We start from the raw sequence: 25,355 nt of genomic DNA, 5'->3' as shown, positions 1-25,355 counted from the left end.
CCTCCAGTCAGGTTCAGGGGGCGGTGGAATCGAGCAACCCGGCCGCCACGGCCAGTTGCCACAAACCGCGTTCGGTGGCCTGTTCGGCCAGGACCACCCGGGCGAAGCCGCAGGCGTCGAGGGCCCGTTGATAACGGACACAGAGTTGGGAGTTGCCGATCAGCACCACCGTCGGCAGGTGCAGGCTGTCGCGGCGTCGGCGTTGTACCTGGGCCAGCGCTGTCAGCTCATGGCCGATCAACAGGCCCGAGAGGTAGTCCGCTTGGGCGCTGGCGCCCAACTCGCCGGTCAAGCCCAGGCTGCGGGCGCTGAACACGGTGGACAACGGGCCGATCTGGCCGTCCACCGACAACGCCACTTGCACGCCGCGATCAAAGGCCACGCCATCGAAGGTCACACTCCGTTGCTGGGTACGACCGAGAATGCTGTGGTCACTGAGCACGGCGAAGATCTCGCCGGTCATGAAGGTATCGAAATGCACGATGCGGCCATCGGCCACTTCCACCCATTTCGAATGGCTGCCGGGCAGGCCGATCAGCACCGCTTCGTCCGGCAGGCTGTGCAAGGCACCGAGCACTTGGGTTTCTTCGCCGCGCATGACATTGGGCAAGCGCGAACGCTGAATCACGCCTGGCACGATGTGCACATCGACACCGCGAAGGCTGCGAACGGTTTGTAGGGAATGTCCGAGATTGGCGACGTTGGCGGGTGTGTCGCAGTACGGCGCTTCACGCCAGCCCTGAGCACTGCCGACCATGCCACAGGCAATGACAGGCAAACCTGGCTGGGCATCGAGCCAGTCGCCGCAGGCCTCGTCGAAGGCCAACTCGAAACCGTCGATGCACACCTGGCCGGCCACGTTTCGCGGCCCGGACGGCAACTGCATGATCCCCGATGACAGCGAACGCTGCTCGAGCACCTCGCCACCGGCTGCGAGTTTGTAAGCCCGTAATGAGGTGGTCCCCCAATCGAGCGCGATCAATTGCGCCTGCATCCGCTTCACCTGTTTTGTTTTTTGGCAGTGAGTGAGACGGACTATAAACCTGGGATCAACCAAATCTCAATATATAAATATCACTCCCATATATTGGGATAAAAATACATCACCTACAAAGCCAATCGCCATCCGTCCAAGACCCTGCTACGTTTTCTGGCCGGACGCCAAACAACTAGGGAAAAAGTGATGGGACAACTGCTGAAAATCCTCGGCCGCACGTCTTCGATCAACGTCAGAAAAGTGCTGTGGACCTGCCAGGAACTGGACATCGCCTATGAGCGCGAAGATTGGGGCATCGGCTTTGCCTCGACCCAGGACCCGGCGTTCCTGGCCTTGAATCCCAATGCCCAGGTGCCGGTGATCATTGATGAGAACGGCGTGTTCTGGGAATCCAATACCATTTGCCGCTACCTGGTGGGCAAGCATGGGCCCAGCGATCTGCTACCTGTCGAGCCTGCCGCCCGGGCGCGAATCGAACAGTGGATGGACTGGCAAGCCACGGAACTCAACCCGTCCTGGGGCTACGCCTTCCACGCCTTGGTGCGCAAGAATCCGGACTTCCAGGACCCGCAGCGTATCGCCGCCGGCATCAAGGGCTGGAACGAGAAGATGGGGTTGCTGGAGCAGCAGTTGAACCGCACCGGCGCCTACGTGGCCGGTACGGCGTTTTCCCTCGCGGACGTGCTCATCGGCCTGTCCGTACACCGTTGGCGCCAGGCGCCTATGGAGCGTCCCGACTATCCGGCCGTGGCGGCCTACTGCAAACGCCTCGAGCAACGACCGGGGTTTGCCGAGTACGCGTCTGCCGCACACTCATGAAGTGCTCAGTGGCCGTTAGCGAAATCCCTTAGCACCTTGCCGTCCATTCGGTAGCGCACCCACTCTTCCTGGGGTTGCGCGCCGAGGGATTTGTAGAACTCGATGGCCGGCGTGTTCCAGTCCAGCACGCTCCATTCGAAGCGACCGCAATCGTTGTCGCAGGCGATCTTCGCCAGGTGGCGCAACAACGTCTTGCCCGCCCCGCCGCCGCGCTGGTCAGGCGTGATGTACAGGTCTTCGAGGTACAAACAGTTGCTGCCCAGCCAAGTGGAATAACTGAAGAAAAACACCGCGAAACCAATCGGCACGCCATCACGCAGGCAGATCAGCCCGTGGGCGGTCGCGCCTTCGCTGAACAGGCTGCGCTCGATGTCGGCCACACTGGCGATGACTTCGTGGCGGGCCTTTTCGTAATCGGCCAGCTCGGTGATGAAGGCAAGGATTTGAGGCGCATCGCTGGGTTGCGCAGGACGGATCTCGATCGACATGAACAGGCCTTGTAGCCAATTGAAAGCGCCATACTAAGCCGCTGCGCGGCGCTCGTCACATACCGATCCAACTAATTGATCGCGGACGCGAGCTTCCATCACAAGTGCCATTCGTCGCGCCCGAGGCACCAACCCCAAGCCACCACGGCCCAAGATCGGGTAAGCATTCTGAAAAATGGAGGCGACACCATGATCACTTCAAGGCTGACTGCATTCACACTCGCCACGCTGTTGTCTTCGGTGGCTTTCGCGGCTTCCACTTCCGGCACAGGCCCCACCGACCCGGTACAGGCGCCCAATTCTCCAGCCACGCAAGGCCTGCCCAAGTTGAATACCGACGGCACCGGCGGCGGTCTGAACAATGGCCAGCCACCTGCCACCGGCACCGATCCCCGCGTGCAGGGTAATGACATGGGACGCCAGGGCGGCATGAATACGCCTGACTCCACCGCCCCTGACAACGCCGAGACCGGCGTGGGTTCGAAAACCACGACCGGTGGCTCGGGCTCCGAAGGTGGCGCTGCCAGCCAGTAAGCAGCTTCTGCTCAGACACTTGAGGAGGAAAACCCCATGCCTCGTGGAAGCAAAGACAAATACACCGCCGAGCAAAAACGCAAGGCCGAACACATTGAAAAGAGTTCCGAGAAAAAAGGCGTGTCGCAGAACGAAGCCGAGGCACGGGCCTGGGCGACGGTAAACAAACAGTCCGGTGGCGGCGAACGTTCCGGTGGTTCGGGTAAGGCAAAACCGGCGGCGGCCAAGAAAACCGACCGCAAGGAATCGGCCCGACGCGCCGCCAAGACCCGCGAAGGTCACCCTCGCAGCAGCAAGGCCTCCCATGGGCCCCAGACTGTGGACAGCCTGATGAAGGAGGCCCGGGCGAAAAACATTCCCGGACGATCGAAAATGCGCAAGCAGGAGTTGCTCGAAGCGTTGCGCAAAGCGGGGTGATTGTTGGCGTCAGGGAGGACGCCATCGCGAGCAAGCCGGCTCCCACATGGATCGGCGCTGTGTTGAGGTGTTGTGCCGGACACAAAAACCTGTGGGAGCGAGCTTGCTCGCGAAAGCGGTGGATCAGCTTGCATCAATGCCGAATGTGCCACCGCCTTCGCGGGCAAGCCCGCTCCCACATAGGATCGGCGGTGTGTTGAGGTGTTGTGCCGAACACAAAAACCTGTGGGAGCGGGCTTGCTCGCGAAAGCGGTGGGTCAGCTTGCATCAATACTGAATGCACCACCGCCATCGCGGGCAAGCCCGCTTCCACCTGGGATCGGCGCTGTGTTGAGGTGTTGTGCCGGACACAAAAACCTGTGGGAGCGGGCTTGCTCGCGAAAGCGGTGGGTCAGCTTGCATCAATGCTGAATGCACCACCGCCTTCGCGGGCAAGCCCGCTCCCACATGGGATCGGCGGTGTGTCGCGATGTTGTGCCGGACACAAAAACCTGTGGGAGCGGGCTTGCTCGCGAAAGCGGTGGGTCAGCTTGCATCAATGCCGAATATGCCACCGCCTTCGCGGGCAAGCCCGCTCCCACATAGGATCGGCGCTGTGCCGCGATGTTGTGCCGGACACAAAAACCTGTGGGAGCGAGCTTGCTCGCGAAAGCGGTGGATCAGCTTGCATCAATGCCGAATATGCCACCGCCATCGCGGGCAAGCCCGCTTCCACCTGGGATCGGCGCTGTGTTGAGGTGTTGTGCCGGACACAAAAACCTGTGGGAGCGGGCTTGCTCGCGAAAGCGGTGGATCAGCTTGCATCAATGCCGAATATGCCCGTGGGCAGCCCGGCCGACGCAAGCTTCAGCGCTGCTTCAACCGGTCAATCACCACCGCCAGCAACAGGATCGAGCCGCGGATGACGTATTGGTAGAAAGTGTCGATGTTCTTCAGGTTCATCGCGTTTTCGATGATCGCCAAAATCAGCACACCCGCAATGACATGGCGAATCATGCCGATGCCACCGCTCAACGACACCCCACCCAGCACGCAGGCCGAGATCACGGTCAATTCGAAGCCCTGGCCGATCATCGGCTGGCCCGAGGTCATGCGCGACGCCAGGATGACCCCGGCCAAGGCGCCGATCAAGCCATGCACGGCGAAGATGATGATCTTGGTGCGATCGACGTTCACCCCTGCCAACAACGCCGCTTCCTGGTTGCCACCGATGGCCATGGTGTTGCGCCCGTAGGTGGTGTAGTTCAGCAGCCAGCCGAAAAACAGGAAGCAGGCGATGGTGATCAGGATCGGCACCGGCACGCCGAACAATTGGCCGTTGCCGAACACGAAGAACGATTCCTGCGAGACACCCACCGCCTTGCCGTTGGCAAAGATGTAGGCCAGGCCACGGACGATCTGCATCGTCGCCAGGGTGGTGATCAAGGCGTTGACCCGCAGCTTGGCGATGACGATGCCGTTGATCAGGCCGACGATCAGCCCCATCGCCAGCGCCGCGCTGACGCCGAGGAACACGCTGTTGGTGTCGCGCATCACCACCGCTGCGACCACGCCGGCACAGGCAATCACCGAACCGACCGACAAGTCGAAGTGCCCGGATGCCAGGCAATACAACATGGTGCACGCGGCGATGCCGGTGGTGGAAATCGCCAGGCCCAGGCCGCGCATGTTCAACGGCGACAGGAAGTTGTCGATCATCAAGGTGCAGAGCACGAAGATACCGATGGCCGCCAGCAGCATGACCCAGTCATCCAGGAAACGGCGCAGGTCCAGGGGTTTGCGTGCCGTTGGCAGTGCATTGTTTTGAATGGTCATGATTTACCTCTCAGTTCGCCGCGTCGGCAACGCGTTGGCGCGGCAGCGCCAGTTGCAGCAGGTTGGATTCGTTGGCCTGGTCACGCGACAGCTCGCCGCGCATGGCCCCTTCGCAGAGCACCAGGATTCGGTCGGAAATGCCCATCACTTCCATCAGGTCGCTGGACACCACAATCACCGCGATGCCGTCGGCCGCCAGGTTGTGGATAATCTGGTAGATCTCCGCCTTGGCGCCGATATCTATGCCGCGGGTCGGTTCGTCCAGCAGCAGGACTTTCATCGGCATCGACAGCCAACGACCGAGAATCGCCTTCTGCTGATTGCCGCCGGACAGGTACATGATTTTCTGGCTGGCCGCCGGGGTCTTCACCTTCAGCGACTTGATCTGCTTGTCGGCATTGCCCCGCTCCCAGTCGCCGCGCAACAGGCAGCCGAGCGCGGAATGGGCCGGACGGGCACTGATGTTGATGTTCTCGCCCACGCTGCCCAGTGGGATGATGCCTTCCTTCTTGCGATCTTCCGGGCACAGCAGCACGCCGGCGGCAATGGCATCCCGTGGCGAACGCAGCTTCAACTCCTTGCCGTGCAGCACGAGGCTCCCTTCGCTCTGGCGCTCCAGGCCACTGAGCAAGCGAAACAGCTCGGTACGACCGGCACCGACCAACCCGAACAATCCAAGGATTTCACCCTTGTGCACCTGGAAACTCACCGGTTCGCGCAAGCCCGGCCCCAGCAGACTCTTCACCTGCAGTGCCACATCGCCGCGCTCCCGAGGGCGGTAATCATAGATGTCCTGGATATCGCGACCGACCATGCACGTGACCAACTGATCGTGGGTCAGCTCGCTCATGTTTTCGAAGGTCCGGACATAACGACCGTCCTTGAATACCGTCACCGCGTTACAGATACGAAACACTTCTTCCATGCGGTGGCTGACGTACAGCACCACTTTGCCCTCGTCTCGCAAGCGAGCGATGATCGCCATCAAACGGTCGATTTCCCGGGCCGACAGGCTACTGGTGGGTTCGTCGAAGGCAATGACGTGGGCGCCACGGGACAAAGCCTTGGCGATTTCCACCAATTGGCGCTGGCCAAGGGACAGGCGACCGACTTTTTCCTGCGGGTCGATTTCGTCGGCCAGGCCTTTGAGCAGCGTCAGCGCCTGCTGGCGCAGCACGCCACGGTTGACCAGGCCGAAACGCGCCGGCAAATGGCCGAGAAACAGGTTTTCAGCGACGGTCATTTCCGGCACCAGGTGCAGCTCCTGGTGAATCACCGCCACCCCGCTGGCGATGCTGTCGGCGGTGCCTTTGAAGGCCATCGTCTGTTCGCCGATCTGCAGGTCGCCGCTGCTCGGGATGTAGGCGCCACCGAGGATCTTCAGCAACGTGGACTTGCCCGCGCCGTTCTCGCCCATCAAGGCATGCACCTGCCCCGGATGCGCGACGAAACTGATATTGGCCAGCGCCTGCACGCCGGGAAAGGATTTGCCGATCCCGTTGAACCGCAAGCTCCCGCCGATGTTGTGTTGCCGTGTCGCTGTTTGCGCTTGCATAACCACCTCGAACTTACAGAGATCAAGCGCCCCCGCCACTCATGTGGCCAGGGCCGCTTTTGAATCAACCGACCGTCAGTTCCACAGGCCGATCTTTTCCAGCTCCTGCTTGAAGTTCTCCCGGGTGATCAGCGTCACCTCGTCCATGGCGGTGTACTTCGGCGGTTCCTTGCCGGTGGTGATCCACTCGTACATCATTTCGGCGGTCTTGTAGCCTTCGATGTGCGGGCTTGGCAGCATCGAACCGAAGAAGCCGCTGTCAGGTTTCTTCAATTCACCGATGGCGTCGGTGCCGTTGATGCCAATGCCGATCACATTGGCCGCCTTGAACCCGGCCGCTTCGGTGGCGCGCACGCCGCCCAGCACGGTGTTGTCGTTCATGCCGCCGATGATCAGGTTTTTCGCGGCGCTTGGCAGCTTCACCAACGCCGAGTTGGTGGAGTCCATGCTACCGGGTACGTCGAGGGTCTTGAGCGCCGAATAAAGGATGTGGTCTGCCGGCATCCCGGCCTTCTTCAGGGCATCGACCGAACCGTCGGTGCGCTTCTTGCCGGTGTCCAGCTCGTTGAAGGTGTTGATCACCGCGTAGGTATCTTTCCACTCCCAGTTGCGCTTTTTCGCTTCGGCGGCCATGGCGGCGCCCTGCTTCTGGCCCACCTCGAACGCAGCCATGCCCAGGTACGGCACGTCCTCCATGAATTTGCCGTTGGCATCGACGAACCGGTCGTCCACGGCAATCACCTTGAGATCGTTGAGCTTGGCCTTGGCCATGATGGCCGGGCCGAGGGACACATCCGGCGGGCAGATCACAAAGCCCTTGGCACCGTTGGCGGCCAGGCTGTCGATGGCCGAGAGGGTCTTCTCGCCGTCAGGCACGGCGATCTTGATCAGCTCGAAGCCTTTGTCCTTGCTCGCCTTCTCGGCGAACGCCCATTCGGTCTGGAACCAAGGTTCCTCGGCCTGCTTGACCAGGAAACCGATTTTTACGGGATCGGCCGCCAGCAAGCTGCTGCTGAGGCTGACCGCGGTGACCGCCAGGGCGGCGCGACACAGGGAACGGATCCCACGACGATGATTCATAGTTGACTCCTTGTTTTTTTTATTGAAAGCCAAACGTCCAGGGTCTGCTCCACCGACGGTGGAAGTGCGCAGGCTGGGCGGTTACATCAAGTTGCTACACAGCATAGGCCTAAATAGTCATATCGTATGATGATTGGATTACAGGCGAAGTTTCCCACCGCAATCCAGGAATATTCAGTCGTGGTACATGACCGAACGTCCTCCATCGATGGTGATGCATGAGGCATTGATAAACGGTGCTTCATCACTGGCCAGGAACACGGCCGTCATTGCCACTTCGATCGGTTGCCCGACGCGCCGTGGCGGGTGCAGATCCAGCGCACGCTGGCGTTCGGCATGGGGATCGGCAAAGCCGTTCCAGTAGTCGACGTTCAGTTGGGTTTCGATGTAACCCGGGGCGATGGCGTTGACGCGTACCCCTTTGGGCGCGTATTCGATGCCCAGGGCGCGGGTCAGGCCCAGCAGGCCGTGCTTGGCCACCGGGTAAGGGAAACAGCCGGGAATGATGTGGGACGAATGGACAGAGGCAATATTGATGATGCTGCCCACGCCCTGCTCGATCATCTGTGGCAGCACCGCCTTGCAACCGTACCAGGCGCCATCCAGGTCGATGGCGAAGCAGCGGCGCCAGTCCTCTTCGGTCATTTCCAGCGGGTCACGGAAGACATTGACGCCCGCGCAGTTGACCAACACATCGATGCGGCCGTGCAGCTCGACGGCACGACGGGCCATGGCCTGCAAGTCCTGCTGCTTCGAAACATCGGCCTGCAGTGCGTGCACATCGGCGCCGCGTTCACGCCAATGGGCGGCCACCGCCTCGACTTTCTGCGCCTGGATATCACTGATCACCAGCCGGGCCTGTTGCGAAGCGAATGCCGCGACGATGGCTTCGCCAATGCCTTGGGCGGCACCGGTCAACAGCACCACCTTGTCCTTCAGGCGTTCACCCTTGGGTGGCTCCGGCACGGGTGGCAAGACCAAGGGCTCAGCCATGGCTCAAGGCTCCTGTGCCCAGGCACGACAAAAACCGGGCATCCACGGATGACCGGCGCGAAGGCGCTTGAAAGAACAGCGGCCGGCGTACGCCGCCGGGGCGTACGGGGAAAGATCGTTGCATCACTTCACCTGTTTTGTTTTTTTAGTGTGAGTGCGTATTGCCGATGGAGCCGACTATAAACCCGGTCGCCAAAAAATCTCAATATATATATTTACATCCCATATTCTGGGATTAAGCCGGCAAACCTTGTACAGGCCACGCCAGGCACGTCGACACGCATCGACAGCACGGCACCGTCCAGCGGATGACCCAATGGGCTCGCCGCGCTGGTGATGTACAACGTCTTGAGGTCTTCACCGCCGAATACACAACTGGTCGGGCGGCTGACGGGCAATTCGATCACCCGATCAACCTGCCCGTCCGGGGTCAGCCGCAACAGGCAACTGCCGTCCCAGCGGGCGTTCCAGATATGCCCTCGGGCATCCATCGCCGAGCCATCCGGGCCGCCACGCGGGTGCGGACCGAACCAGACCTCGGCAGGCGCCAGGTTGCCTTCCGGGTAAATAAAGTGCCGATACACCGTGCCATCCAGGCTGTCGCCGAAATACACCGTGGTGCCATCGGGGCTCCAGAGCAGGGTGTTCGGGATGCCCAGCCCGCGCAACAAGGGCAGGACCCGGCCATCGCTCCCGACGCGAAACAGGCCGCCGGACCGGTGCTCGATCGGCAAGTCCTCGCCTTCGGCACCGATGTTGTTCTGCATCGTGCCGAGCCAGAGTTGACCCTGGGGGTCGCAACGGGCCTCGTTGGCGCGATTGCCTGGCTGGGGGTCGGCCATGCACAGCAATGTCAGGCGCGGTTCCAGGCCCGGCGAATCAAGATCGAGGCGGTAGACGCCACTGCTCAGGGTCACCAGCGCGTCGCCACTTTGGGTCGGTATAAAAGCGGAGACATGCTCGGGCATCTGCCAGATCTCCACATTGGCGCCGATCAGCCGCAGGGCCTGCTTGCCGGCGATATCGACCCAATACAAGGCTTGGGTCGGCGCATCCCAGAACGGCCCTTCGCCCAATTTCGCCCGGTGTTCCGTCACAGCCGTCCACTTCATTGAAACCTCCCGTTCCCGACTTGCCCGGCGGCGTCTGTTCGACCCGCCATGACATTGGGGTAAAAGCGTTTGATCGCCAGGTCGGCGTTATCGATCAGGGTCATGCAGGCCCAGACGCCCCGCGCCGCGTCACGGGCGGCGATGGCGTCGGCGATGTCCTTGTGGATGGGCAAGGTGCGGCGCAGTTCATCCGGGTCGGCCGCCGACACCTCGAATGACACCGCCAGCAGCGCCCCCAGGGCCGGGACCATTTGTTCGATGAATTGATTATGGCTGGCGGCCAGAATGCACTCGTGGAAAAACTGGTCCGCGCGGTTGTAATCGGCGCCGCTGTCCACCGCCCGTTCCAGCGCATGGTAGGCCAGGCGGATCGCCTGCACCTGGTCGGCGGTGGCCCGCTCGCAGGCCCAGCGCACCGCCATCGGCTCGATGGTACGGCGCAGGTCCAGCAAGTCATCGACGAAGTTTTCCGGCAGGCCGCTGCGTGACAGCCAGCCCACCACTTGGGGGTCGAACAGGTTCCAGCGGCGCACCGGCAACACCCGCGTGCCGACTTTCGGCCCGACTTCCAGCATCCCTTTGGCCACCAGGGTCTTGATCGCCTCGCGAATCACCGTGCGACTGACGCCCAGTTGCTCGCCCAGGTCCGCTTCGACCTTGATGGTTTGCCCAGGCTTGACCTGGCCGGCGGCTATCCAGCCCCCCAGCCAATCGACGGTCGACGCATGAAAACTGCTGGACATGAAAACCCCGCGGGCCACTCTTATTGGAGGCCCACGCTAATCATCATATGATTGGGTGTCAATTTGAATTTCACTTGGCCACTGTGGGAGCGGGCTGGCTCGCGATAGCGGTGGGTCAGTCAAGAAGATGCTGGATGTGCCGACGCCTTCGCGAGCAAGCTCGCTCCCACAGGGTCTGGTGGCGTACACAAATATTGCAGGCCCCCCAAATTCCCTGTGGGAGCGAGCTTGCTCGCGATAGCGGACGTCCAGCTAACACAGATGTTGGATCAACCATCGCTCCCACAAGGGCTCAGGGTTCCAGGCCTATCGGGAAGAACACGCCACTACTCCACACGCCCAACCAGCGCTGCCCGTCGATCTCGCGACTGACCGCCAGCTCCACCAGTTGGTAGAACACATTGCGATGGACCAGCGCTTCGAGATTGCTGCGCACATGCACATACGGCGCCGGTTCCTGGGTCTGGGGATCGATCACCACCCGCAACGGGTGCTCGGCGCCAGCCTCAGTGGTTTCCTCGACATTGGTGGTGAAGCGCAACAACTGCCCTTCCCCCTGCCCTTCAACTTCGAGGGTCACGGCCACGAACGGCGCGTCATCGACCTTGATGCCGACTTTTTCCACAGGGGTAATCAGGAAGTAATCATCGCCGTCGCGGCGCATGATGGTGGAGAACAGCTTGACCATCGGTTTTCGCCCGATGGGCGTGCCCAAGTAGTACCAGGTACCGTCCCGGGCGATGCGCATGTCGATGTCGCCGCAGAAATCCGGGTTCCACAAGTGGACCGGCGGCAGGCCTTTGGTCTTGGGGATCTGCCCCAGCAAGTCATTGGCTTTTTGCGGTCCGCTCATGGTGACTCCTTGTGATTACTCGTCGCTCATCCCCAGCAGGCTGCGGGCATACTCACGCAACGGCGTGGCGATGAGGTCCTGGGGCTGTTTGTCGTGCAACGTCAGTAAACCGCCACGACTCTTGATCCGTGCAGTATCAATCAAATACTGGGTACTGGTCTCGATCAACATGATTTGAATCACGCTGGTATCGACACCGAGGCGATCCACGGCCTCTTCATCCTGCCATTCGTCGGTGTTGCCGATGCGGTTATCGGCCTTGGCGAAGCGGGTGTACAACAGGTAATGGGCACCGGCGGAACGGGCTTCGCCCATGGCCTGGTCGAGGCCTTCGGGAACACGGGCGCGACGGACCATGGGGAAATATTCGATGAAACCATTGAAGGCTTCTTCGGCCACCACGTTGGGACGCGGATAGGCACTGCCCGGCGGAGCGAAGGCGCCCTGGGCGATGTAGATGAACGAGTCAGGCTGAATACGCAGGTTGTTCACACGACGGCTGTCGCTATGGTCCAGCAGGCCGGCGTCGCTCATGTGATAACGAACGCCCTCTCCCATGTCGCTGACATTCATGCAACCGCCAAGCACCAAAACGGCCAGCAGCAAAACCAGGCTACGCATCCTACCCTCCAGAAACCGGTGTCGGAAAACCGGCGAATGGTCGTGGGATGCAGCTTTTGCGCCAGCTCATCGAGATGGGGTCAGATGTGCCCAGGGGAATGGGAAATTGCTATCGCGGGCAAGCCTTGCTCCCACATGGTAAGCATCGTACTTGTGGGAGCAAGGCTTGCCCGCGATAGCAATAGATCAGCCGCCGATGATCTTCATGATGGTTGCGCCGCCGGAGAACGCCACTTCCTGCTTATCTCCCAAGGCTTTGACCAGCAATCGCTGAAGAGCGGGCAACGCCTGGTGACGCGGCTTGTCCAGAAGATCGCCGACAAAGTGACGGTTACTGGAGGACAGGCAGCCATGCAACCACCCCGTAGAGGACAGCCGCAGGCGCGAGCAGGTCCGGCAGAAAGGCACGCTTTCATTGGCGATCACGCCGAAATGCCCCAGCCCCGGGATTTCATAGCGCACCGCCGTGGCATCCACCGGCGCATCGGCTTGCAGGTATTCGTACTGGTCGCCGATCAGGCTGAGCAGTTGCTGGAGGCTGACGAACTGCTGCAGGAAGGCGTTGGAATCGCTGGCCAGGTGGCCCATGCGCATCAACTCGATGAAACGCAACTCATAACCACGTTCCAGGCAGTATTCGAGCAACGGCATCACTTGGTCCAGGTTCTGTCCGCGCAACGGCACCATGTTGACCTTGATCTTCAACCCGGCGGCCCGAGCCTGTTCCATGCCGTCGAGCACGGTCGCCAGGTCGCCGCCACGGGCGATGCTGCGAAACGCAACGGGGTCCAGGGTGTCGAGGGAAACGTTGATGCGACGAATACCGGCGTCCACCAGCAAGGGCAGTTTTTTCGCCAGCAACTGGCCATTGGTGGTCAGGCTGATGTCTTCCAGGCCCATCTGCCCTACAGCCGTCATGAAACGCTCGAGCTTGGGGCTGACCAGCGGCTCGCCGCCCGTGATGCGCAGCCGCTCGATACCGGCGGCCTCGATCAAATAGGCCACGCCGCGTGCCATGGCATCGGCCGACAATTCATCCTGCGCAGCCACCAACCGCTTGCCATCAGGCACGCAATAGGTACAGGCGTAATTGCAGGCTGAGGTCAGGCTGATCCGCAAATTACGGAAACGCCTGCCTTGACGGTCAACGATCATGGATCACTCCGGCACAAGAAAAATCGGACTCGCGATAATTGACCTGAAAATCAAGATTTCGCAAGACCCAAGCCTGAGTATATTACTGGGGCACTGCGCCATGTAAGCGGACATGGCGCAATAAGGCAGCTGAATGTCTTGTTGCCTTGCGGCCAGTCAGTTGCTCGGGACGTCGGTGTCGCGCTTGCGCTTGTTGCCCATGCGCACGCCGATGTCCATCAGGAACTGGAAGAAACCTTCCTGGTCTTCCAGCACGTTGCTCCAGAACGGCGAGTGATACAGCGCCACCGCGCCATGCACCAACGCCCAGGCAGCGCAATAGTGGAAATAAGGCGGCACGTCCTCGAGCTTGCCCTCGCTGATCCGGCCCTTGATCAGCAGGGTCAGGCGTTCGAAGTTCGAGGCGCGGATCTTGTGCAGTTCCTCGACCATCTCCGGCACCTGGTTGCCCTTGACCACCTTCTCTTCCAGACGGTCGAACAAGCGGTAGCGCTGCGGGTCGCGCATGCGGAACTCGAAGTAGGCCCGGGACAGGGCCTCCTTGTCCTTGTCCACATCGGCCGAATGCAACAGCTCGTTCAAATCGCGCTCGTAGTCGAGCATCAGGCGCAGGTAGATCTCCGCCTTGGATTTGAAATGTTTATAAATCGTGCCTTTGCCGATACCCACGGCATCCGCAATCATCTCGACGGTGACACTGTCTTCACCCTGGTCGAGGAACAACTTGAGCGCGGTGTCGAGAATTTCCTGCTCGCGGCGGCGAAACTCACGGACCTTACGGGGTTCTTTGTGCATAAGAAAAAGGTCTGAAGGGTCAAAATTCGAAGCCGGGTATTATGCCTAACTTACGCAAAAATGCACGGATCATCCGTTCTCGGCCACTGTTCTTCATAAAACCGTACACACCCGGCTCGCCGTTTCCCGGGCCAATGCGCCGCACTGGCGAGCTTTGCCGACAGTGAGAACTTATCCGAAGCGAGCGTATTCCAAATTTGTTTAAAAACCGCCCCGGCCCGACTGGACGCGTTGGCATACTGATCAATACTTGAACTGTCGGCGCGACATCTCCCCCAAGTGACGCGCTGATAAAGGTACCAACGGACCGCGTGCCTTTGTTTTACTCCTAATGGTCTTAACCCGGATTCACCCCCCAGAACCCGGGTTTTTTTTGCATGAAATTCAGGCATCCACCGAACGGACGTGAGCCAGCGGAAACAATTGCTTAAAGTTCTCCGTCGTCTGCTCGGCAAACCGTTCGTAGGACTCACCGCGCAACATCGCCAGAAATTCCGCCACTTCCCGTACGTATTGCGGAAGGTTCGGCTTGCCGCGATACGGAATCGGCGCCAGGTAAGGCGAGTCGGTTTCCACCAACAGCCGATCAGCCGGCACTTTGCTCGCAACGTCGCGCAAGGCATCGGCATTGCGGAACGTGACAATCCCGGACAAGGAAATGTAATAGCCCATGTCCAGGGCCGCCTTGGCCATGTCCCAGTCTTCGGTGAAGCAATGCAGCACACCGGCCTGGGGCAGCGCGGCGTCACGCAGCAGGGCCAGGGTGTCGGCCCGGGCGCCACGGGTGTGGATGATCACCGGCTTGCCGGTCTGCCGGGCGGCCTCCAGGTGCAGCCGGAACGAGGCTTGCTGCACGTCGGCGGCTTCTGGCTCGTAGTGATAGTCCAGGCCGGTTTCGCCAATGGCGACCACCCGCGGATGATCGAGCTCACGCAACAGCCAATCGAGCGCCGGCGCGGCGTCGGGCTGGACATCCAGTGGGTGGATACCGACTGAACAGTCGACATCGGCATACCGCTCGGCCAAGGCCTTGACGTCGGCGGCGTTGTCGGCGCTGACACCGATGCACAGGAAGTGCCCCACACCCCGTTCACGGGCCGCGTCCAGCGCAGCATCCAGGGAACCGCCATGGGCAGCGAGGTCGAGACGGTCAAGGTGACAATGGGAGTCTACAAGCATAAAAGGCCAGGCTACATCGTATGGGTGGGACGGTCGGACTTCAGGGAGCCGGCCAAGTGGGTTTCGATCTGATTGCGGGCCGAATTGTCGCCGTCGTTGAACTGCACGCCTACGCCGGCGGCCCGATTGCCCTGGGCGCCCTTGGGGGTCAGCCAGATCACCTTGCCGGCGACCGGAATTTTCTCCGCCTCGTCCATCAGGCTCAAGAGCATGAACACTTCGTCGCCCAAGCGATAATGCTTGTTGGTCGGAATGAACAGGCCGCCGTTCTTGATGAAGGGCATGTAGGCGGCGTAAAGCACTGACTTGTCCTTGATGGTCAGGGACAGGATGCCGTTGCGTGGGCCGGGACTGACAGGTTCGTTCATGCTGATCTCCGCTGCGGTTGAGCTGAGTTTAGTAGCTGGGCCGTGTCTGTCAGTTTCGACCAGGCAAACTCGCCCACTGCACCAGCAGCGCCTCGAGCAACAGCACCCGATTGAGGTTCGCCTTGCTCAGCACCTTCTGCCGTTGGGCAAGAATCCAGTCCTGGATGTTCAAGATTTTATCCTGGCTGCTTTTTTGCGCCAGGTACTGGATCACCTTGCGCATGTCCGCCAGCCCCAGGCCCGCCTCATCTTCGGTCAACTGGTAACGCAGGATCAGGCTCGACCAGTCGCAGAACCAGTCAAACAGCAGGAGTAGCGGGATGGCGTTCCAACCCTCGGCCAATTGCGTGGGGGATTGCTGCTGCTTGAGCAGTTTCTTCACCCCATCCACCACCAGGGCCCGCTGCTCACGCACGCCTTGGGCCTGAAGGCTGACAGCCGCCAGGGGCGAGCCGGCCGCGAGGGTCAGCAACTCGATACGTTCTTCATCGGTGTTCTCAGGCAAGGCCTGGGCCAGCCATTGCAAGCTCATCGCTTCGCTCGGCAACGGACAGGCCTGTTGCACGCAGCGACTCTTGATGGTCGGCAACAAGCGACTCGGCTGGTGGCTGACCAGCAGCAGCACGGTATCGCCGGAGGGTTCTTCGAGGCTCTTGAGCAAGGCGTTGGCAGCGTTGATGTTCATCGACTCGACCGGCTCGATCAGCACCACTTTGCGTCCGCCCATCTGCGAGGTCTGAACCACGAAGCTGACCAGGTCCCGGACCTGGTCGACCTTGATCGCCTTGTCCGCCTCTTCCGGTTCCAGCACGTAATTGTCAGGATGGCTGCCGGCCTTGAGCAGCAGGCAGGACTTGCATTCACCACAGGCGTTCGAAGCACCCGGACGCAGGCACAGCAGGCTGGCCATCAGGCGTTCGGCCAGTGCCCGCTTACCGATGCCGACCGGGCCGTGCAGCAGATAGGCGTGGGCGTGTTGGGCACGACCGGCCAGTTGCTGCCAGAGACCGTCTTGCCAGGGATAGGCTTCAGCCACGGACACGCTCCAGCAAACGTGGCAGCAAGCCATCCAGGGATTGCTGGACCTGGGTCAGCGGCTGCGCGGCATCGATCAGCAGGTAACGCGCCGGATCGGCCTTCGCGCGCCCCAGGAAGGCGTTGCGCACGGCATTGAAGAAATCCTGGCCCTCGAGCTCGAAACGATCCAGCCGGCCACGGGCGCTGGCGCGGGCCAGGCCAATTTCCACCGGCAGGTCGAACACCAGGGTAAGGTCTGGTCGCAGGTCACCCTGGACGAAGGTTTCCAGCGCGGCGATGCGCTCCACGGACAAGCCCCGGCCGCCGCCCTGGTAGGCGTAGGTCGAATCGGTAAAACGATCGCAGAGCACCACGGCGCCACGGGCCAGCGCCGGGCGAATCACCTCGGCCAGATGCTGTGCCCGGGCAGCGAACACCAGCAGCAGCTCAGTGTCAGGGTTCATGACCTCTTCAAGGGGGGCCAGCAGAACCTCGCGAATGCGCTCGGCCAGCGGCGTGCCGCCCGGCTCACGGGTCAATACCACCTCGATGCCGGCGGCCCGCAGGCGTCCGGCCAGGTATTCGCGGTTAGTGCTCTTGCCGGCGCCTTCCGGGCCTTCCAGCGTTATAAACAAGCCAGTCACGGGGCGATCCTTAATCAAAGTCATTGCGGGCTCGGGGGCTCGCTGGCGTCCGGTTCGGGGGCCGGTACCTGTGGCGGCACCTGGGGCACCGCTTCGGGGGCCGTATCGGGCGATGCCGCCGGAATCGGCGCCTGCTCGCCCGGCGTTGCCGGGGCCGGGCTGGAGCGGTAGTCGGCACGGCGCTTGAGCTGGAACTCGCGCACGGCGTTGTTGTGCGACTCCAGGTCATCGGAAAACACGTGGCTGCCATCGCCACGCGCGACAAAGTAAAGGCTGTTGCCCGGCGCAGGGTTCAACGCGGCGTGAATCGCTTCGCGTCCCACCATCGCGATCGGCGTCGGCGGCAAGCCCGGGATCAGGTAGGTGTTATAGGGGTTTTCTTCTTTCAAATGGGCGCGGGTGAGTTTACCCGTGTAACGCTCGCCCAGGCCGTAGATCACCGTGGGATCGGTCTGCAGCAGCATGCCCAAGCGCATGCGCCGTACGAAGACGCCGGCAATCTGCCCGCGTTCCTGGGGCACGCCGGTTTCCTTCTCCACCAGGGACGCCATGATCAGCGCCTGGTACGGCAAGGTGTAAGGCACATCGGCGGAACGCTGTGCCCACTCTTTGGCGAGCACGTCTTCCAAGCGGTCGTAGGCTTTCTTCAGCAGGTCGACATCCGAGGTACCACGCACGAAGCGATAGGTGTCCGGGAAGAACCGGCCTTCGGGAAATACGCCCGAATGACCGAGACGGTCCATGACCTGGCTGTCGCTCAGGTCGGTGAGGGTCTGCTGGAGCTTTTCATCCTTGGCCAGTGCAGCGCGCACCTGGCGGAAATTCCAGCCCTCCACCAGCGTCACACTGTACTGCACCACTTCGCCGCGCTTCCAGACGGCGATCAGGCCTTCCATGGTCATGCCTGGCACCATACGGTACTCGCCGGAGTGCAACGGCTGGTCGGCGAGATTGAAGCGCCAATAGATCCGCAGCCAGAAAGCGTCCTTGATCAAGCCATCGGCTTCGAGGCGCTTGAGGGTTCCGGTCGGGGTGGTCCCGTTGGGCACGTCCAGCAATTCTTCCTGGGTGATGTTCAGCGGCTGTTGCAGCGCCGAATGAATCTTCCAGGCCGAAGCACCCAACAACAGCCCTGCCAGGACCAGTCCGGTCTCCAGCAGCAGCAAGAATTTACGTCTCACGAATCAAACATCCAATAGCGCACGGGCAAGGGTCTGCAGTTTACGGGTGAGCGGGCCAACCGACCAGCGCGCCGAACCGCATCCGCGCACCGGCCACACGCCATAAACGCTATTACAGACGAAGACTTCATCGGCCTGGTGCAGTTGTTCGAGGCTGATGTCGGTGATTTGCGTGACGATGCCTTGGGACTTGGCTTGAAACAATAATTCGGCGCGCATCACGCCGGCCACACCACAACGGCTCAGGTCCGCCGAGAACAAGACGCCATCGCGCACCAGGAACAGGTTGCTGAACACACCTTCGATCACCCGTCCGGACGCGTCCAGCATCAAGCCTTCAGCGTACTGCGCATCGCGCCATTCGGCACGTGCCAGCACTTGTTCCAGGCGATTGAGGTGCTTGAGCCCGGCGAGCAAGGGCTGCTCGGACAAACGCACGGTGCAGGGAAACAGAAGAATGCCTTGGTCGCCATGGACGGCGGGATAGGCGGCCGGCGGACTGCCTTGCAGGATGCGCCTGGCCGGCGTCGAGGGATCAGCGGCATAACCGCGCAGGCTGTCGCCACGGGTCACGATCAACTTCACCACGCCGTCACCCAGGCCGCGGGCGTAGGCGTCCAGCTCTGCGCTCAACGCGCTCATGTCGACGTTGAGCGCCAACCGCTGGCAACCTGCTTCCAGGCGCTGCAGGTGACGCTCCAGCAACAGCAGGTTGCCACCGCGCACGGCGATGGTCTCGAACACCCCATCCCCGTAAGCCAGGCCGCGATCTTTCAGCGACAGGACGTCGGCTGGCTGACCGTCGACCCAGCTTTCCATCAACCGGCGAACCGGCGGAACACCAGCGAACCGTTGGTCCCGCCAAAGCCGAAGGAGTTGGACAGCACCACATCGATGTCCATGCCGCGGGCAGTGTGCGGCACGAAGTCCAGGTCGCAGCCGTCGTCCGGCTCATCGAGGTTGATGGTCGGCGGCGCCGTCTGGCTGTTGATCGCCAGTACGCTGAAGATCGCTTCCACCGCTCCAGCCGCACCCAGCAGGTGACCGGTCATGGACTTGGTCGAACTGACCGCCAGCTTGTAGGCGTGCTCGCCGAACACGGTCTTGATCGCCTGGGCTTCGGCCAGGTCGCCGGCCGGGGTCGAAGTACCGTGGGCGTTGATGTACTGCACCTGCTCGCCGTTGATTTTCGCGTCACGCAAGGCATTGGCGATGCAACGGGCCGCACCGGCGCCATCGGCCGGTGGCGAGGTCATGTGATACGCGTCGCCACTGGTGCCGAAGCCGATCAGTTCGGCGTAGATGGTCGCGCCGCGCGCCTTGGCGTGTTCCAGCTCCTCGAGCACCAGCGCACCGGCACCGTCGGACAGTACGAAGCCATCACGGCCCTTGTCCCATGGCCGGCTCGCGCGGGCGGGCTCGTCGTTGCGGGTCGACAGCGCACGGGACGCGCCGAAACCGCCCATGCCAAGACCGCAAGCGGCCATTTCAGCGCCACCGGCGATCATCACGTCGGCTTCGTCGTACATGATGTTGCGCGCGGCCATGCCGATGCAGTGGGTACCGGTGGTGCACGCCGTGGCGATGGCGTAGTTGGGTCCCTGGGCACCCAGGTGGATGGACAGGAAACCGGAAATCATGTTGATGATCGAGCCCGGCACGAAGAACGGAGAAATCCGTCGCGGTCCCGAATCGTGCAGCGTGCGGCTGGTTTCTTCGATATTGGTCAAGCCGCCAATACCCGACCCCATGGCCACGCCGATGCGTTCACGGTTGGCGTCGGTGACTTCCAGGCCAGCGTTACGCACGGCCTGGAAACCGGCTGCCAGGCCGTACTGAATGAACAGGTCGAGCTTGCGGGCTTCCTTGACCGACAGGTATTCCTCGACATTGAAGCCCTTTACCGAGCCGCCAAAACGGGTGGAATAGGCAGAAAGGTCGGTGTGTTCGATCAGACCAATGCCACTGCGGCCAGCCAGAATGCCCTGCCAACTGCTCGGCACATCCGTGCCCAGTGGCGACAACATACCCATACCGGTGACTACGACGCGTCTACGCGACACAGCACTCTCCTTTTTCTAATGACGACTTTGCATCAGGCCTAAAGAAAAAACCGCACGCCGTGACGGCAGTGCGGTTTTTCCATGACAGCTAGCGACGACTGAATACGATTACGCCTGGTGGCTGGTAACGTAGTCGATAGCAGCTTGTACAGTAGTGATCTTCTCAGCTTCTTCGTCAGGAATCTCGGTCTCGAATTCCTCTTCCAGAGCCATCACCAGCTCAACGGTGTCAAGGGAGTCGGCACCCAGGTCTTCTACGAAGGAAGCGGTGTTCACAACTTCTTCTTCTTTAACGCCCAGTTGCTCGGCAACGATTTTCTTGACGCGCTCTTCGATGGTGCTCATACCTTGTTTTCACTCCTAATGGACAAATTCAGGCAGCTGGCCGGTGGGTAAGTGTATAGAAGAACTTTTCGGTTTTTCAACCGAAAGCTTCACTCCTCAAACCCTGCGGCCCGCCGTCTATAAATTGATTGCAGCTTTATAACGGATTTTAGACAGCTCGTATGACATTTTTTTGAAGCAATCCGTCACATTTAACTCATGTACATCCCGCCGTTCACCGGGATTGTAGCCCCGGTCACGTATGCCGCACCGTCCGACGCAAGAAAAGCGACCACGGACGCGATTTCTTGAGCTTGCCCCAGACGACCCAGCGGAATCTGTGTCAACAAGCCTTCGCGCTGTGCTTCCGGCAGTTCACGGGTCATGTCGGTGTCGATGAAACCCGGTGCAACCGAGTTTACCGTAATCGAGCGCGAACCCACTTCACGCGCCAGCGCACGGCTGAAACCTTCCAGACCGGCTTTAGCCGCAGCATAGTTTACTTGGCCTGCGTTGCCCATGGCACCCACAACCGAGCCAATACTGATAATTCGACCCCAGCGAGCCTTGGTCATGCCACGCAGAACGCCCTTGGACAGCCGGAACAGGCTGTTCAGGTTGGTGTCGACGACGTCGAACCATTCGTCATCTTTCATGCGCATCATCAGGTTATCGCGGGTGATACCGGCATTATTGACCAGGATCGCCGGCGCGCCGAACTGCTCCTGAATGCTTGCCAGCACCGCCGCAACGGATTCGTCACTGGTGACGTTCAGCTCGAGGCCGGTGCCCTGGATGTCGTTTTCCTTCAGGGTCGCGGCGATACGCTCGGCGCCCGAAGCGGAAGTCGCGGTGCCGATGACGATGGCGCCTTGACGACCCAGCTCCAGGGCGATGGCCTGGCCGATGCCACGGCTTGCACCGGTCACCAGTGCAACTTTACCTTGCAGACTCATGCAAGTTTCTCCTGTTCAGGCCTGCGCTGCACGGGCGGCAGCAAAGGCATCTGGGGTATTGAGGTTGGAAGTCGATACGCCTTCGGCGCAGCGTTTGTTCAGGCCTGCCAGCACTTTGCCAGGACCGCACTCGACCAGTTCGGTCGCGCCCTTGGCTGCCAGGGTCTGCACCGATTCGACCCAGCGAACCGGCTTGTAGAGTTGTTCCAGCAGATCGCGCTTCAAGGTCTCGAGATCAGGCGCCACGTTGGCGCTGACATTCTGCACCACGGGAATCTGCGGGGCCTGCCAGTCGATGGCAGCGATGGACTCGGCAAAGCGCTCGGCGGCCGGACGCATCAGTTCACAGTGCGACGGCACGCTGACCGGCAGTGGCATGGCGCGCTTGGCACCACGGGCCTTGCAGCCCTCGATGGCACGCTCGACAGCCGCCTTGGCACCGGCGATGACCACCTGGCCCGGGGAATTGAAGTTCACCGCGCTGACCACTTCGCCTTGCGCCGCCTCGGCACAGGCCGCCAGTACATCGGCGTCTTCCAGGCCGAGGATCGCGGCCATGCCGCCCTGCCCGGCCGGAACGGCTTCCTGCATCAACTGGCCACGACGCTCCACCAGTTTCACCGCGGCACCCAGGCTCAGGCTGCCAGCGGCCACGAGGGCGCTGTATTCGCCCAGGCTGTGACCGGCGACGAATGCCGGGCGCGCGCCGCCTTCAGCCAGCCACAGGCGCCACAAGGCGATCGAGGCGGTGAGGATGGCCGGCTGGGTTTTATCGGTTTGATTGAGCAGCTCTTCCGGCCCTTGCTGGGTCAGTGCCCACAAGTCATAGCCGAGCGCATCGGAAGCTTCTTTGAATGTTTCGAGGATCAGCGGGTATTGCGCGCCCAGCTCGGCCAGCATGCCGAGGGACTGCGAGCCCTGCCCTGGAAAGACGAATGCGAGGGAAGCAGACATGAAAACAAAGCCCCTAATGATCTTGTCGTCAAAAATTGACGCCCCTGGGGGCGCTAGCAAACTGAAAGTTGGATGGCGGGTTGAACCGACCGGTCACATTTAAGCATTGTCGGACGAAAACGCCTAAGTTAACAAATCCTCGAGGCGACCGTGCAAGCGCTCCGGCAGGTTCTCCTGGATCTCGATCACCGCTCGATTGATCGCACTCTGAAAACCCTGCACGCCCGCCGACCCGTGACTCTTGATCACGATACCTTGCAGCCCGAGGAAACTCGCACCGTTGTGCCGCGCCGGCGCCAGGTCGGCCTGCAAGCGACGCATCAACGGCAGCGCCAGGGCGCCAACCACCCGCGAAGCGAGGCTTTGCCTGAACAAGGTCTCGATGCGCTGGCCGATCATGGTCGCCAGCCCCTCGCTGGACTTGAGCAGGATATTGCCCACGAAACCGTCACAGACCACCACATCGGCCTCGCCACGGTACAAACCATCGCCTTCGACGAAACCGATGTAGTTGATGCCCCGCGCCGCCTGCAACAACGTGGCCGCCAGCTTGACCTGCTGATTGCCCTTGATGTCTTCGGTGCCGATGTTCAGCAACGCCACGCGAGGGCGCACGATGCCCAGGGTTTCAGCCGCGACCGAGCCCATCACCGCAAACTGCAGCAGATGCTCGGCACTGCAATCGACGTTCGCCCCCAGGTCGAGCAACTGACAGAACCCACGCTGGGTCGGGATCGCCGCCACCATCGCGGGCCGGTCGATACCCGGCAAGGTCTTGAGCACATAGCGTGACAGCGCCATCAGCGCACCGGTATTGCCCGCGCTGACACAAGCCTGGACCTTGCCATCACGCAGCAGCTCAAGGGCCACCCGCATCGAGGCGTCAGGCTTGCCGCGCAGGGCCTGGGCCGGCTTTTCGTCCATGGTGATGATTTCGGACGCAGGGACAATCGTCAGGCGCGCGCGATCCACAGCCGATTGGCCGCTGAGCATGTCTTCCAGGAGGGGGGATTGACCGACGAGGGTCAGGTGCAGCGAGGGTGTAGCATTCAGACAAGCAAGGCTGGCCTGAACAATGCTGCGGGGACCGAAGTCCCCGCCCATTGCGTCAATCGCGATGACTTGAGCGGACAAGTGATTACTCGTCGGCGCCCTTGTCGATCACTTTACGGCCACGGTATACGCCTTCTGGCGATACGTGGTGACGCAGGTGAACTTCACCGGTGGTCTTTTCTACGGACAGGGTGCTAGCCTCGAGAGCGTCGTGCGAACGGCGCATGTCACGGGCAGAGCGGGATTTTTTGTTCTGCTGAACAGCCATAATTGATTAACTCCTAAACGTTTGGGTCACGCTTTAACTGCGCCAATACACTGAACGGGTTGGACCGCGTTACCTCGTCCTCGCTCGGTTCGGGCTCATCTGCTCCCGCCGGCTGCTGGCATTCTTCCGGATGATGAGCAGGCACAATGGGCAAGGCGAGCAGAAGCTCCTCCTCGATCAGTGACTGCAGATCCAATGGATCTTCGCCCAGTTCCAGCACGTCATAACCTTTCGGCAACGACTGGGTATTCGCACCCTCCTTCACCACGGCGTAACTGCATTCGCTGTGGATCGGCAGGGTGACCAGCTCAAGACAACGCTGGCAAACCATTTTGACTTCAGTGTCGATAAAGCTGTGGATAACCACAGATTTACGTTCATCTCGTTCAAAAACGAATTTGGCCTGGACCGTACCGACATCGTCGGAAAGCGGGTCGCAGAGTCTCTTCAAATCGGCCAGCAGCAGTTCACCTTGAAGGGTGGTGCCACGGTCAGCCAATTTGCGCGGGTCAACGTGAGGTGGAATCGGGTCATTCAACATAGGCGCAGCATTATAGGGATGCCCCCGGCCATGTCAAAGGAAATTCAGCCCTGTCCGTCACTTGCGTGCCTCGCTAGAATTCGTCCCCGACTCCTGGAGATGCCCATGCTGCCTTTATTACTTGCCTCAAGCTCGATCTATCGCCGGGAATTGCTCGCCCGTCTGGGGCTGCCGTTCGTCTGCCACTCACCCGATATCGACGAAAGCCATCGGCCCGGCGAACCCGCCCTCGAACTGGTCAAACGCCTGGCCCGGGAAAAAGCCCTGGCATTGGCCCAAAGCTATCCAGGGCACCTGATCATCGGCTCAGACCAGGTCGCCGTGCTCGGCGAGCGCATCCTGGGCAAGCCTCACACCTTCGAGAACGCCCGCGAACAGCTGTTGGCCGCCAGCGGCGCCAAGGTCACGTTCCTGACCGGCCTGGCGCTGCTCAACAGCCAGACAGGCGCCTGCCAGGTCGATTGCGTTGCATTTGCAGTCAATATGCGCACCCTGGATCCAGAGCGCGTCGAACGCTACCTGCGCGCCGAGCAACCCTACGATTGCGCCGGCAGCTTCAAGGCCGAGGGGCTGGGTGTAAGCCTGTTCCAGAGCACCGAAGGACCGGACGCCACCAGCCTGGTCGGACTGCCGCTGATTCGCCTGGTGGACATGTTGCTGGCCGAGGGCGTGCAAATCCCCTGAAGCCTGGGCCTGCATACCTGTGTGACGAGGGCACTCGCTCCCGCTCGATTGCGAAGCGAACGCAACAAAAGGGACTGCTGCGCAGCCCAGCGGGAGCAAGCTCCCTCGCCACAAGGATCGGTACGATCTTTCAGAGCAGCGCTGGC

At 61.2% G+C, this 25,355-nt stretch carries 29 protein-coding genes; 4 read left to right on the top strand and 25 right to left on the bottom strand.

Features of this window, described 5'->3' with window-relative positions; all coding sequences use genetic code 11:
- Positions 1–13 precede the first annotated feature (13 nt).
- A complete protein-coding gene (locus IB266_RS15315; RefSeq protein ID WP_060741252.1) occupies positions 14–994 on the bottom strand; it encodes a 2-dehydro-3-deoxygalactonokinase in 981 nt (326 codons plus the stop codon).
- A 189-nt stretch (positions 995–1,183) separates the two neighbouring features.
- On the opposite strand from IB266_RS15315, the gene IB266_RS15310 reads away from it, so the two are divergent.
- Positions 1,184–1,816, top strand: a complete 633-nt coding sequence (locus IB266_RS15310; RefSeq protein ID WP_092255838.1) for a glutathione S-transferase family protein — start codon at positions 1,184–1,186, stop codon at positions 1,814–1,816.
- A 5-nt stretch (positions 1,817–1,821) separates the two neighbouring features.
- Here the strand turns inward: IB266_RS15310 and IB266_RS15305 are convergent, their stop codons facing one another.
- Positions 1,822–2,304 carry a GNAT family N-acetyltransferase gene (locus tag IB266_RS15305; protein ID WP_192261673.1) on the bottom strand — a complete coding sequence of 161 codons (483 nt, stop codon included), beginning with the start codon at positions 2,302–2,304 and terminating at the stop codon, positions 1,822–1,824.
- Positions 2,305–2,493: 189 nt separating this feature from the next.
- On the opposite strand from IB266_RS15305, the gene IB266_RS15300 reads away from it, so the two are divergent.
- Positions 2,494–2,838: a hypothetical protein gene (locus IB266_RS15300; RefSeq protein ID WP_060741249.1), complete on the top strand. Its 345-nt coding sequence runs from the start codon at positions 2,494–2,496 to the stop codon at positions 2,836–2,838.
- A 36-nt stretch (positions 2,839–2,874) separates the two neighbouring features.
- A complete protein-coding gene (locus IB266_RS15295) occupies positions 2,875–3,255 on the top strand; it encodes a Rho termination factor N-terminal domain-containing protein (protein ID WP_192261672.1) in 381 nt (126 codons plus the stop codon).
- A gap of 846 nt (positions 3,256–4,101) precedes the next feature.
- Here IB266_RS15295 and araH read toward each other — a convergent pair.
- From araH to IB266_RS15180, 23 genes are all read right to left on the bottom strand, one after another.
- Positions 4,102–5,070, bottom strand: a complete 969-nt coding sequence (gene araH / locus IB266_RS15290; protein WP_060741247.1) for an L-arabinose ABC transporter permease AraH — start codon at positions 5,068–5,070, stop codon at positions 4,102–4,104.
- 10 nt (positions 5,071–5,080) lie between these two features.
- Positions 5,081–6,625: an L-arabinose ABC transporter ATP-binding protein AraG gene (gene araG, locus IB266_RS15285; protein ID WP_060741246.1), complete on the bottom strand. Its 1,545-nt coding sequence runs from the start codon at positions 6,623–6,625 to the stop codon at positions 5,081–5,083.
- A gap of 75 nt (positions 6,626–6,700) precedes the next feature.
- A complete protein-coding gene (locus IB266_RS15280; RefSeq protein ID WP_060741245.1) occupies positions 6,701–7,705 on the bottom strand; it encodes a substrate-binding domain-containing protein in 1,005 nt (334 codons plus the stop codon).
- 174 nt (positions 7,706–7,879) lie between these two features.
- Positions 7,880–8,698: an SDR family oxidoreductase gene (locus IB266_RS15275; protein WP_060741244.1), complete on the bottom strand. Its 819-nt coding sequence runs from the start codon at positions 8,696–8,698 to the stop codon at positions 7,880–7,882.
- Positions 8,699–8,913: 215 nt separating this feature from the next.
- Positions 8,914–9,810 carry an SMP-30/gluconolactonase/LRE family protein gene (locus IB266_RS15270; RefSeq protein ID WP_192261671.1) on the bottom strand — a complete coding sequence of 299 codons (897 nt, stop codon included), beginning with the start codon at positions 9,808–9,810 and terminating at the stop codon, positions 8,914–8,916.
- Positions 9,807–10,553, bottom strand: coding sequence for a FadR/GntR family transcriptional regulator (locus IB266_RS15265; protein ID WP_060741242.1), 747 nt, complete (start codon positions 10,551–10,553; stop codon positions 9,807–9,809). Before IB266_RS15265 ends, IB266_RS15270 begins: the two co-directional genes overlap by 4 nt.
- Before the next feature lie 292 nt (positions 10,554–10,845).
- A complete protein-coding gene (locus IB266_RS15260) occupies positions 10,846–11,406 on the bottom strand; it encodes a DUF1285 domain-containing protein (protein ID WP_192261670.1) in 561 nt (186 codons plus the stop codon).
- 15 nt (positions 11,407–11,421) lie between these two features.
- A complete protein-coding gene (locus tag IB266_RS15255; protein WP_060741240.1) occupies positions 11,422–12,027 on the bottom strand; it encodes a DUF4823 domain-containing protein in 606 nt (201 codons plus the stop codon).
- Positions 12,028–12,213: 186 nt separating this feature from the next.
- A complete protein-coding gene (locus IB266_RS15250; protein ID WP_060741239.1) occupies positions 12,214–13,182 on the bottom strand; it encodes a GTP 3',8-cyclase MoaA in 969 nt (322 codons plus the stop codon).
- A 156-nt stretch (positions 13,183–13,338) separates the two neighbouring features.
- Positions 13,339–13,977 carry a TetR/AcrR family transcriptional regulator gene (locus tag IB266_RS15245; RefSeq protein ID WP_060741238.1) on the bottom strand — a complete coding sequence of 213 codons (639 nt, stop codon included), beginning with the start codon at positions 13,975–13,977 and terminating at the stop codon, positions 13,339–13,341.
- Between the two features lie 384 nt (positions 13,978–14,361).
- Positions 14,362–15,156 carry a TatD family hydrolase gene (locus IB266_RS15240; protein ID WP_060741237.1) on the bottom strand — a complete coding sequence of 265 codons (795 nt, stop codon included), beginning with the start codon at positions 15,154–15,156 and terminating at the stop codon, positions 14,362–14,364.
- A gap of 11 nt (positions 15,157–15,167) precedes the next feature.
- Entirely contained in the window at positions 15,168–15,524 is a 357-nt protein-coding gene (locus IB266_RS15235; protein WP_060741236.1) for a PilZ domain-containing protein, read from the bottom strand.
- A 49-nt stretch (positions 15,525–15,573) separates the two neighbouring features.
- Positions 15,574–16,560 (bottom strand): DNA polymerase III subunit delta', encoded by a 987-nt coding sequence (locus IB266_RS15230; RefSeq protein WP_192261669.1) that lies wholly within the window; start codon positions 16,558–16,560, stop codon positions 15,574–15,576.
- Positions 16,553–17,185 carry a dTMP kinase gene (gene tmk / locus IB266_RS15225; protein ID WP_092328468.1) on the bottom strand — a complete coding sequence of 211 codons (633 nt, stop codon included), beginning with the start codon at positions 17,183–17,185 and terminating at the stop codon, positions 16,553–16,555. Before tmk ends, IB266_RS15230 begins: the two co-directional genes overlap by 8 nt.
- 20 nt (positions 17,186–17,205) lie before the next feature.
- A complete protein-coding gene (mltG, locus tag IB266_RS15220; RefSeq protein WP_192261668.1) occupies positions 17,206–18,366 on the bottom strand; it encodes an endolytic transglycosylase MltG in 1,161 nt (386 codons plus the stop codon).
- Between the two features lie 3 nt (positions 18,367–18,369).
- Positions 18,370–19,185, bottom strand: coding sequence for an aminodeoxychorismate lyase (pabC, locus tag IB266_RS15215; protein ID WP_192261667.1), 816 nt, complete (start codon positions 19,183–19,185; stop codon positions 18,370–18,372).
- On the bottom strand, positions 19,185–20,429 hold the full coding sequence (gene fabF / locus IB266_RS15210; protein ID WP_092255817.1) for a beta-ketoacyl-ACP synthase II: 1,245 nt from the start codon (positions 20,427–20,429) through the stop codon (positions 19,185–19,187). The genes pabC and fabF overlap by 1 nt, the downstream gene beginning before the upstream one ends.
- A gap of 108 nt (positions 20,430–20,537) precedes the next feature.
- Positions 20,538–20,774, bottom strand: a complete 237-nt coding sequence (gene acpP / locus IB266_RS15205) for an acyl carrier protein (protein WP_003175607.1) — start codon at positions 20,772–20,774, stop codon at positions 20,538–20,540.
- A 191-nt stretch (positions 20,775–20,965) separates the two neighbouring features.
- Entirely contained in the window at positions 20,966–21,709 is a 744-nt protein-coding gene (gene fabG / locus IB266_RS15200) for a 3-oxoacyl-ACP reductase FabG (RefSeq protein ID WP_192261666.1), read from the bottom strand.
- Positions 21,710–21,724: 15 nt separating this feature from the next.
- Positions 21,725–22,663, bottom strand: a complete 939-nt coding sequence (fabD, locus tag IB266_RS15195) for an ACP S-malonyltransferase (RefSeq protein ID WP_192261665.1) — start codon at positions 22,661–22,663, stop codon at positions 21,725–21,727.
- Positions 22,664–22,786: 123 nt separating this feature from the next.
- On the bottom strand, positions 22,787–23,797 hold the full coding sequence (gene plsX, locus IB266_RS15190; RefSeq protein WP_072406324.1) for a phosphate acyltransferase PlsX: 1,011 nt from the start codon (positions 23,795–23,797) through the stop codon (positions 22,787–22,789).
- Between the two features lie 4 nt (positions 23,798–23,801).
- Complete coding sequence (gene rpmF, locus IB266_RS15185; RefSeq protein ID WP_003179396.1) at positions 23,802–23,984, bottom strand: 50S ribosomal protein L32; 183 nt, start codon at positions 23,982–23,984, stop codon at positions 23,802–23,804.
- Positions 23,985–23,997: 13 nt separating this feature from the next.
- Positions 23,998–24,525: a YceD family protein gene (locus tag IB266_RS15180; RefSeq protein ID WP_003204262.1), complete on the bottom strand. Its 528-nt coding sequence runs from the start codon at positions 24,523–24,525 to the stop codon at positions 23,998–24,000.
- Between the two features lie 105 nt (positions 24,526–24,630).
- Between IB266_RS15180 and IB266_RS15175 the strand changes: the two genes are divergently transcribed.
- Complete coding sequence (locus IB266_RS15175; RefSeq protein WP_192261664.1) at positions 24,631–25,209, top strand: Maf family protein; 579 nt, start codon at positions 24,631–24,633, stop codon at positions 25,207–25,209.
- Positions 25,210–25,355: the final 146 nt, after the last annotated feature.

Source organism: Pseudomonas sp. Pdm06 (assembly GCF_014851795.1).
Classification (GTDB): Bacteria; Pseudomonadota; Gammaproteobacteria; order Pseudomonadales; family Pseudomonadaceae; genus Aquipseudomonas; species Aquipseudomonas fluorescens_AA.
Note: the sequence above shows the minus strand (reverse complement) of the source record. Positions and strands in the feature narration are given on the sequence as shown.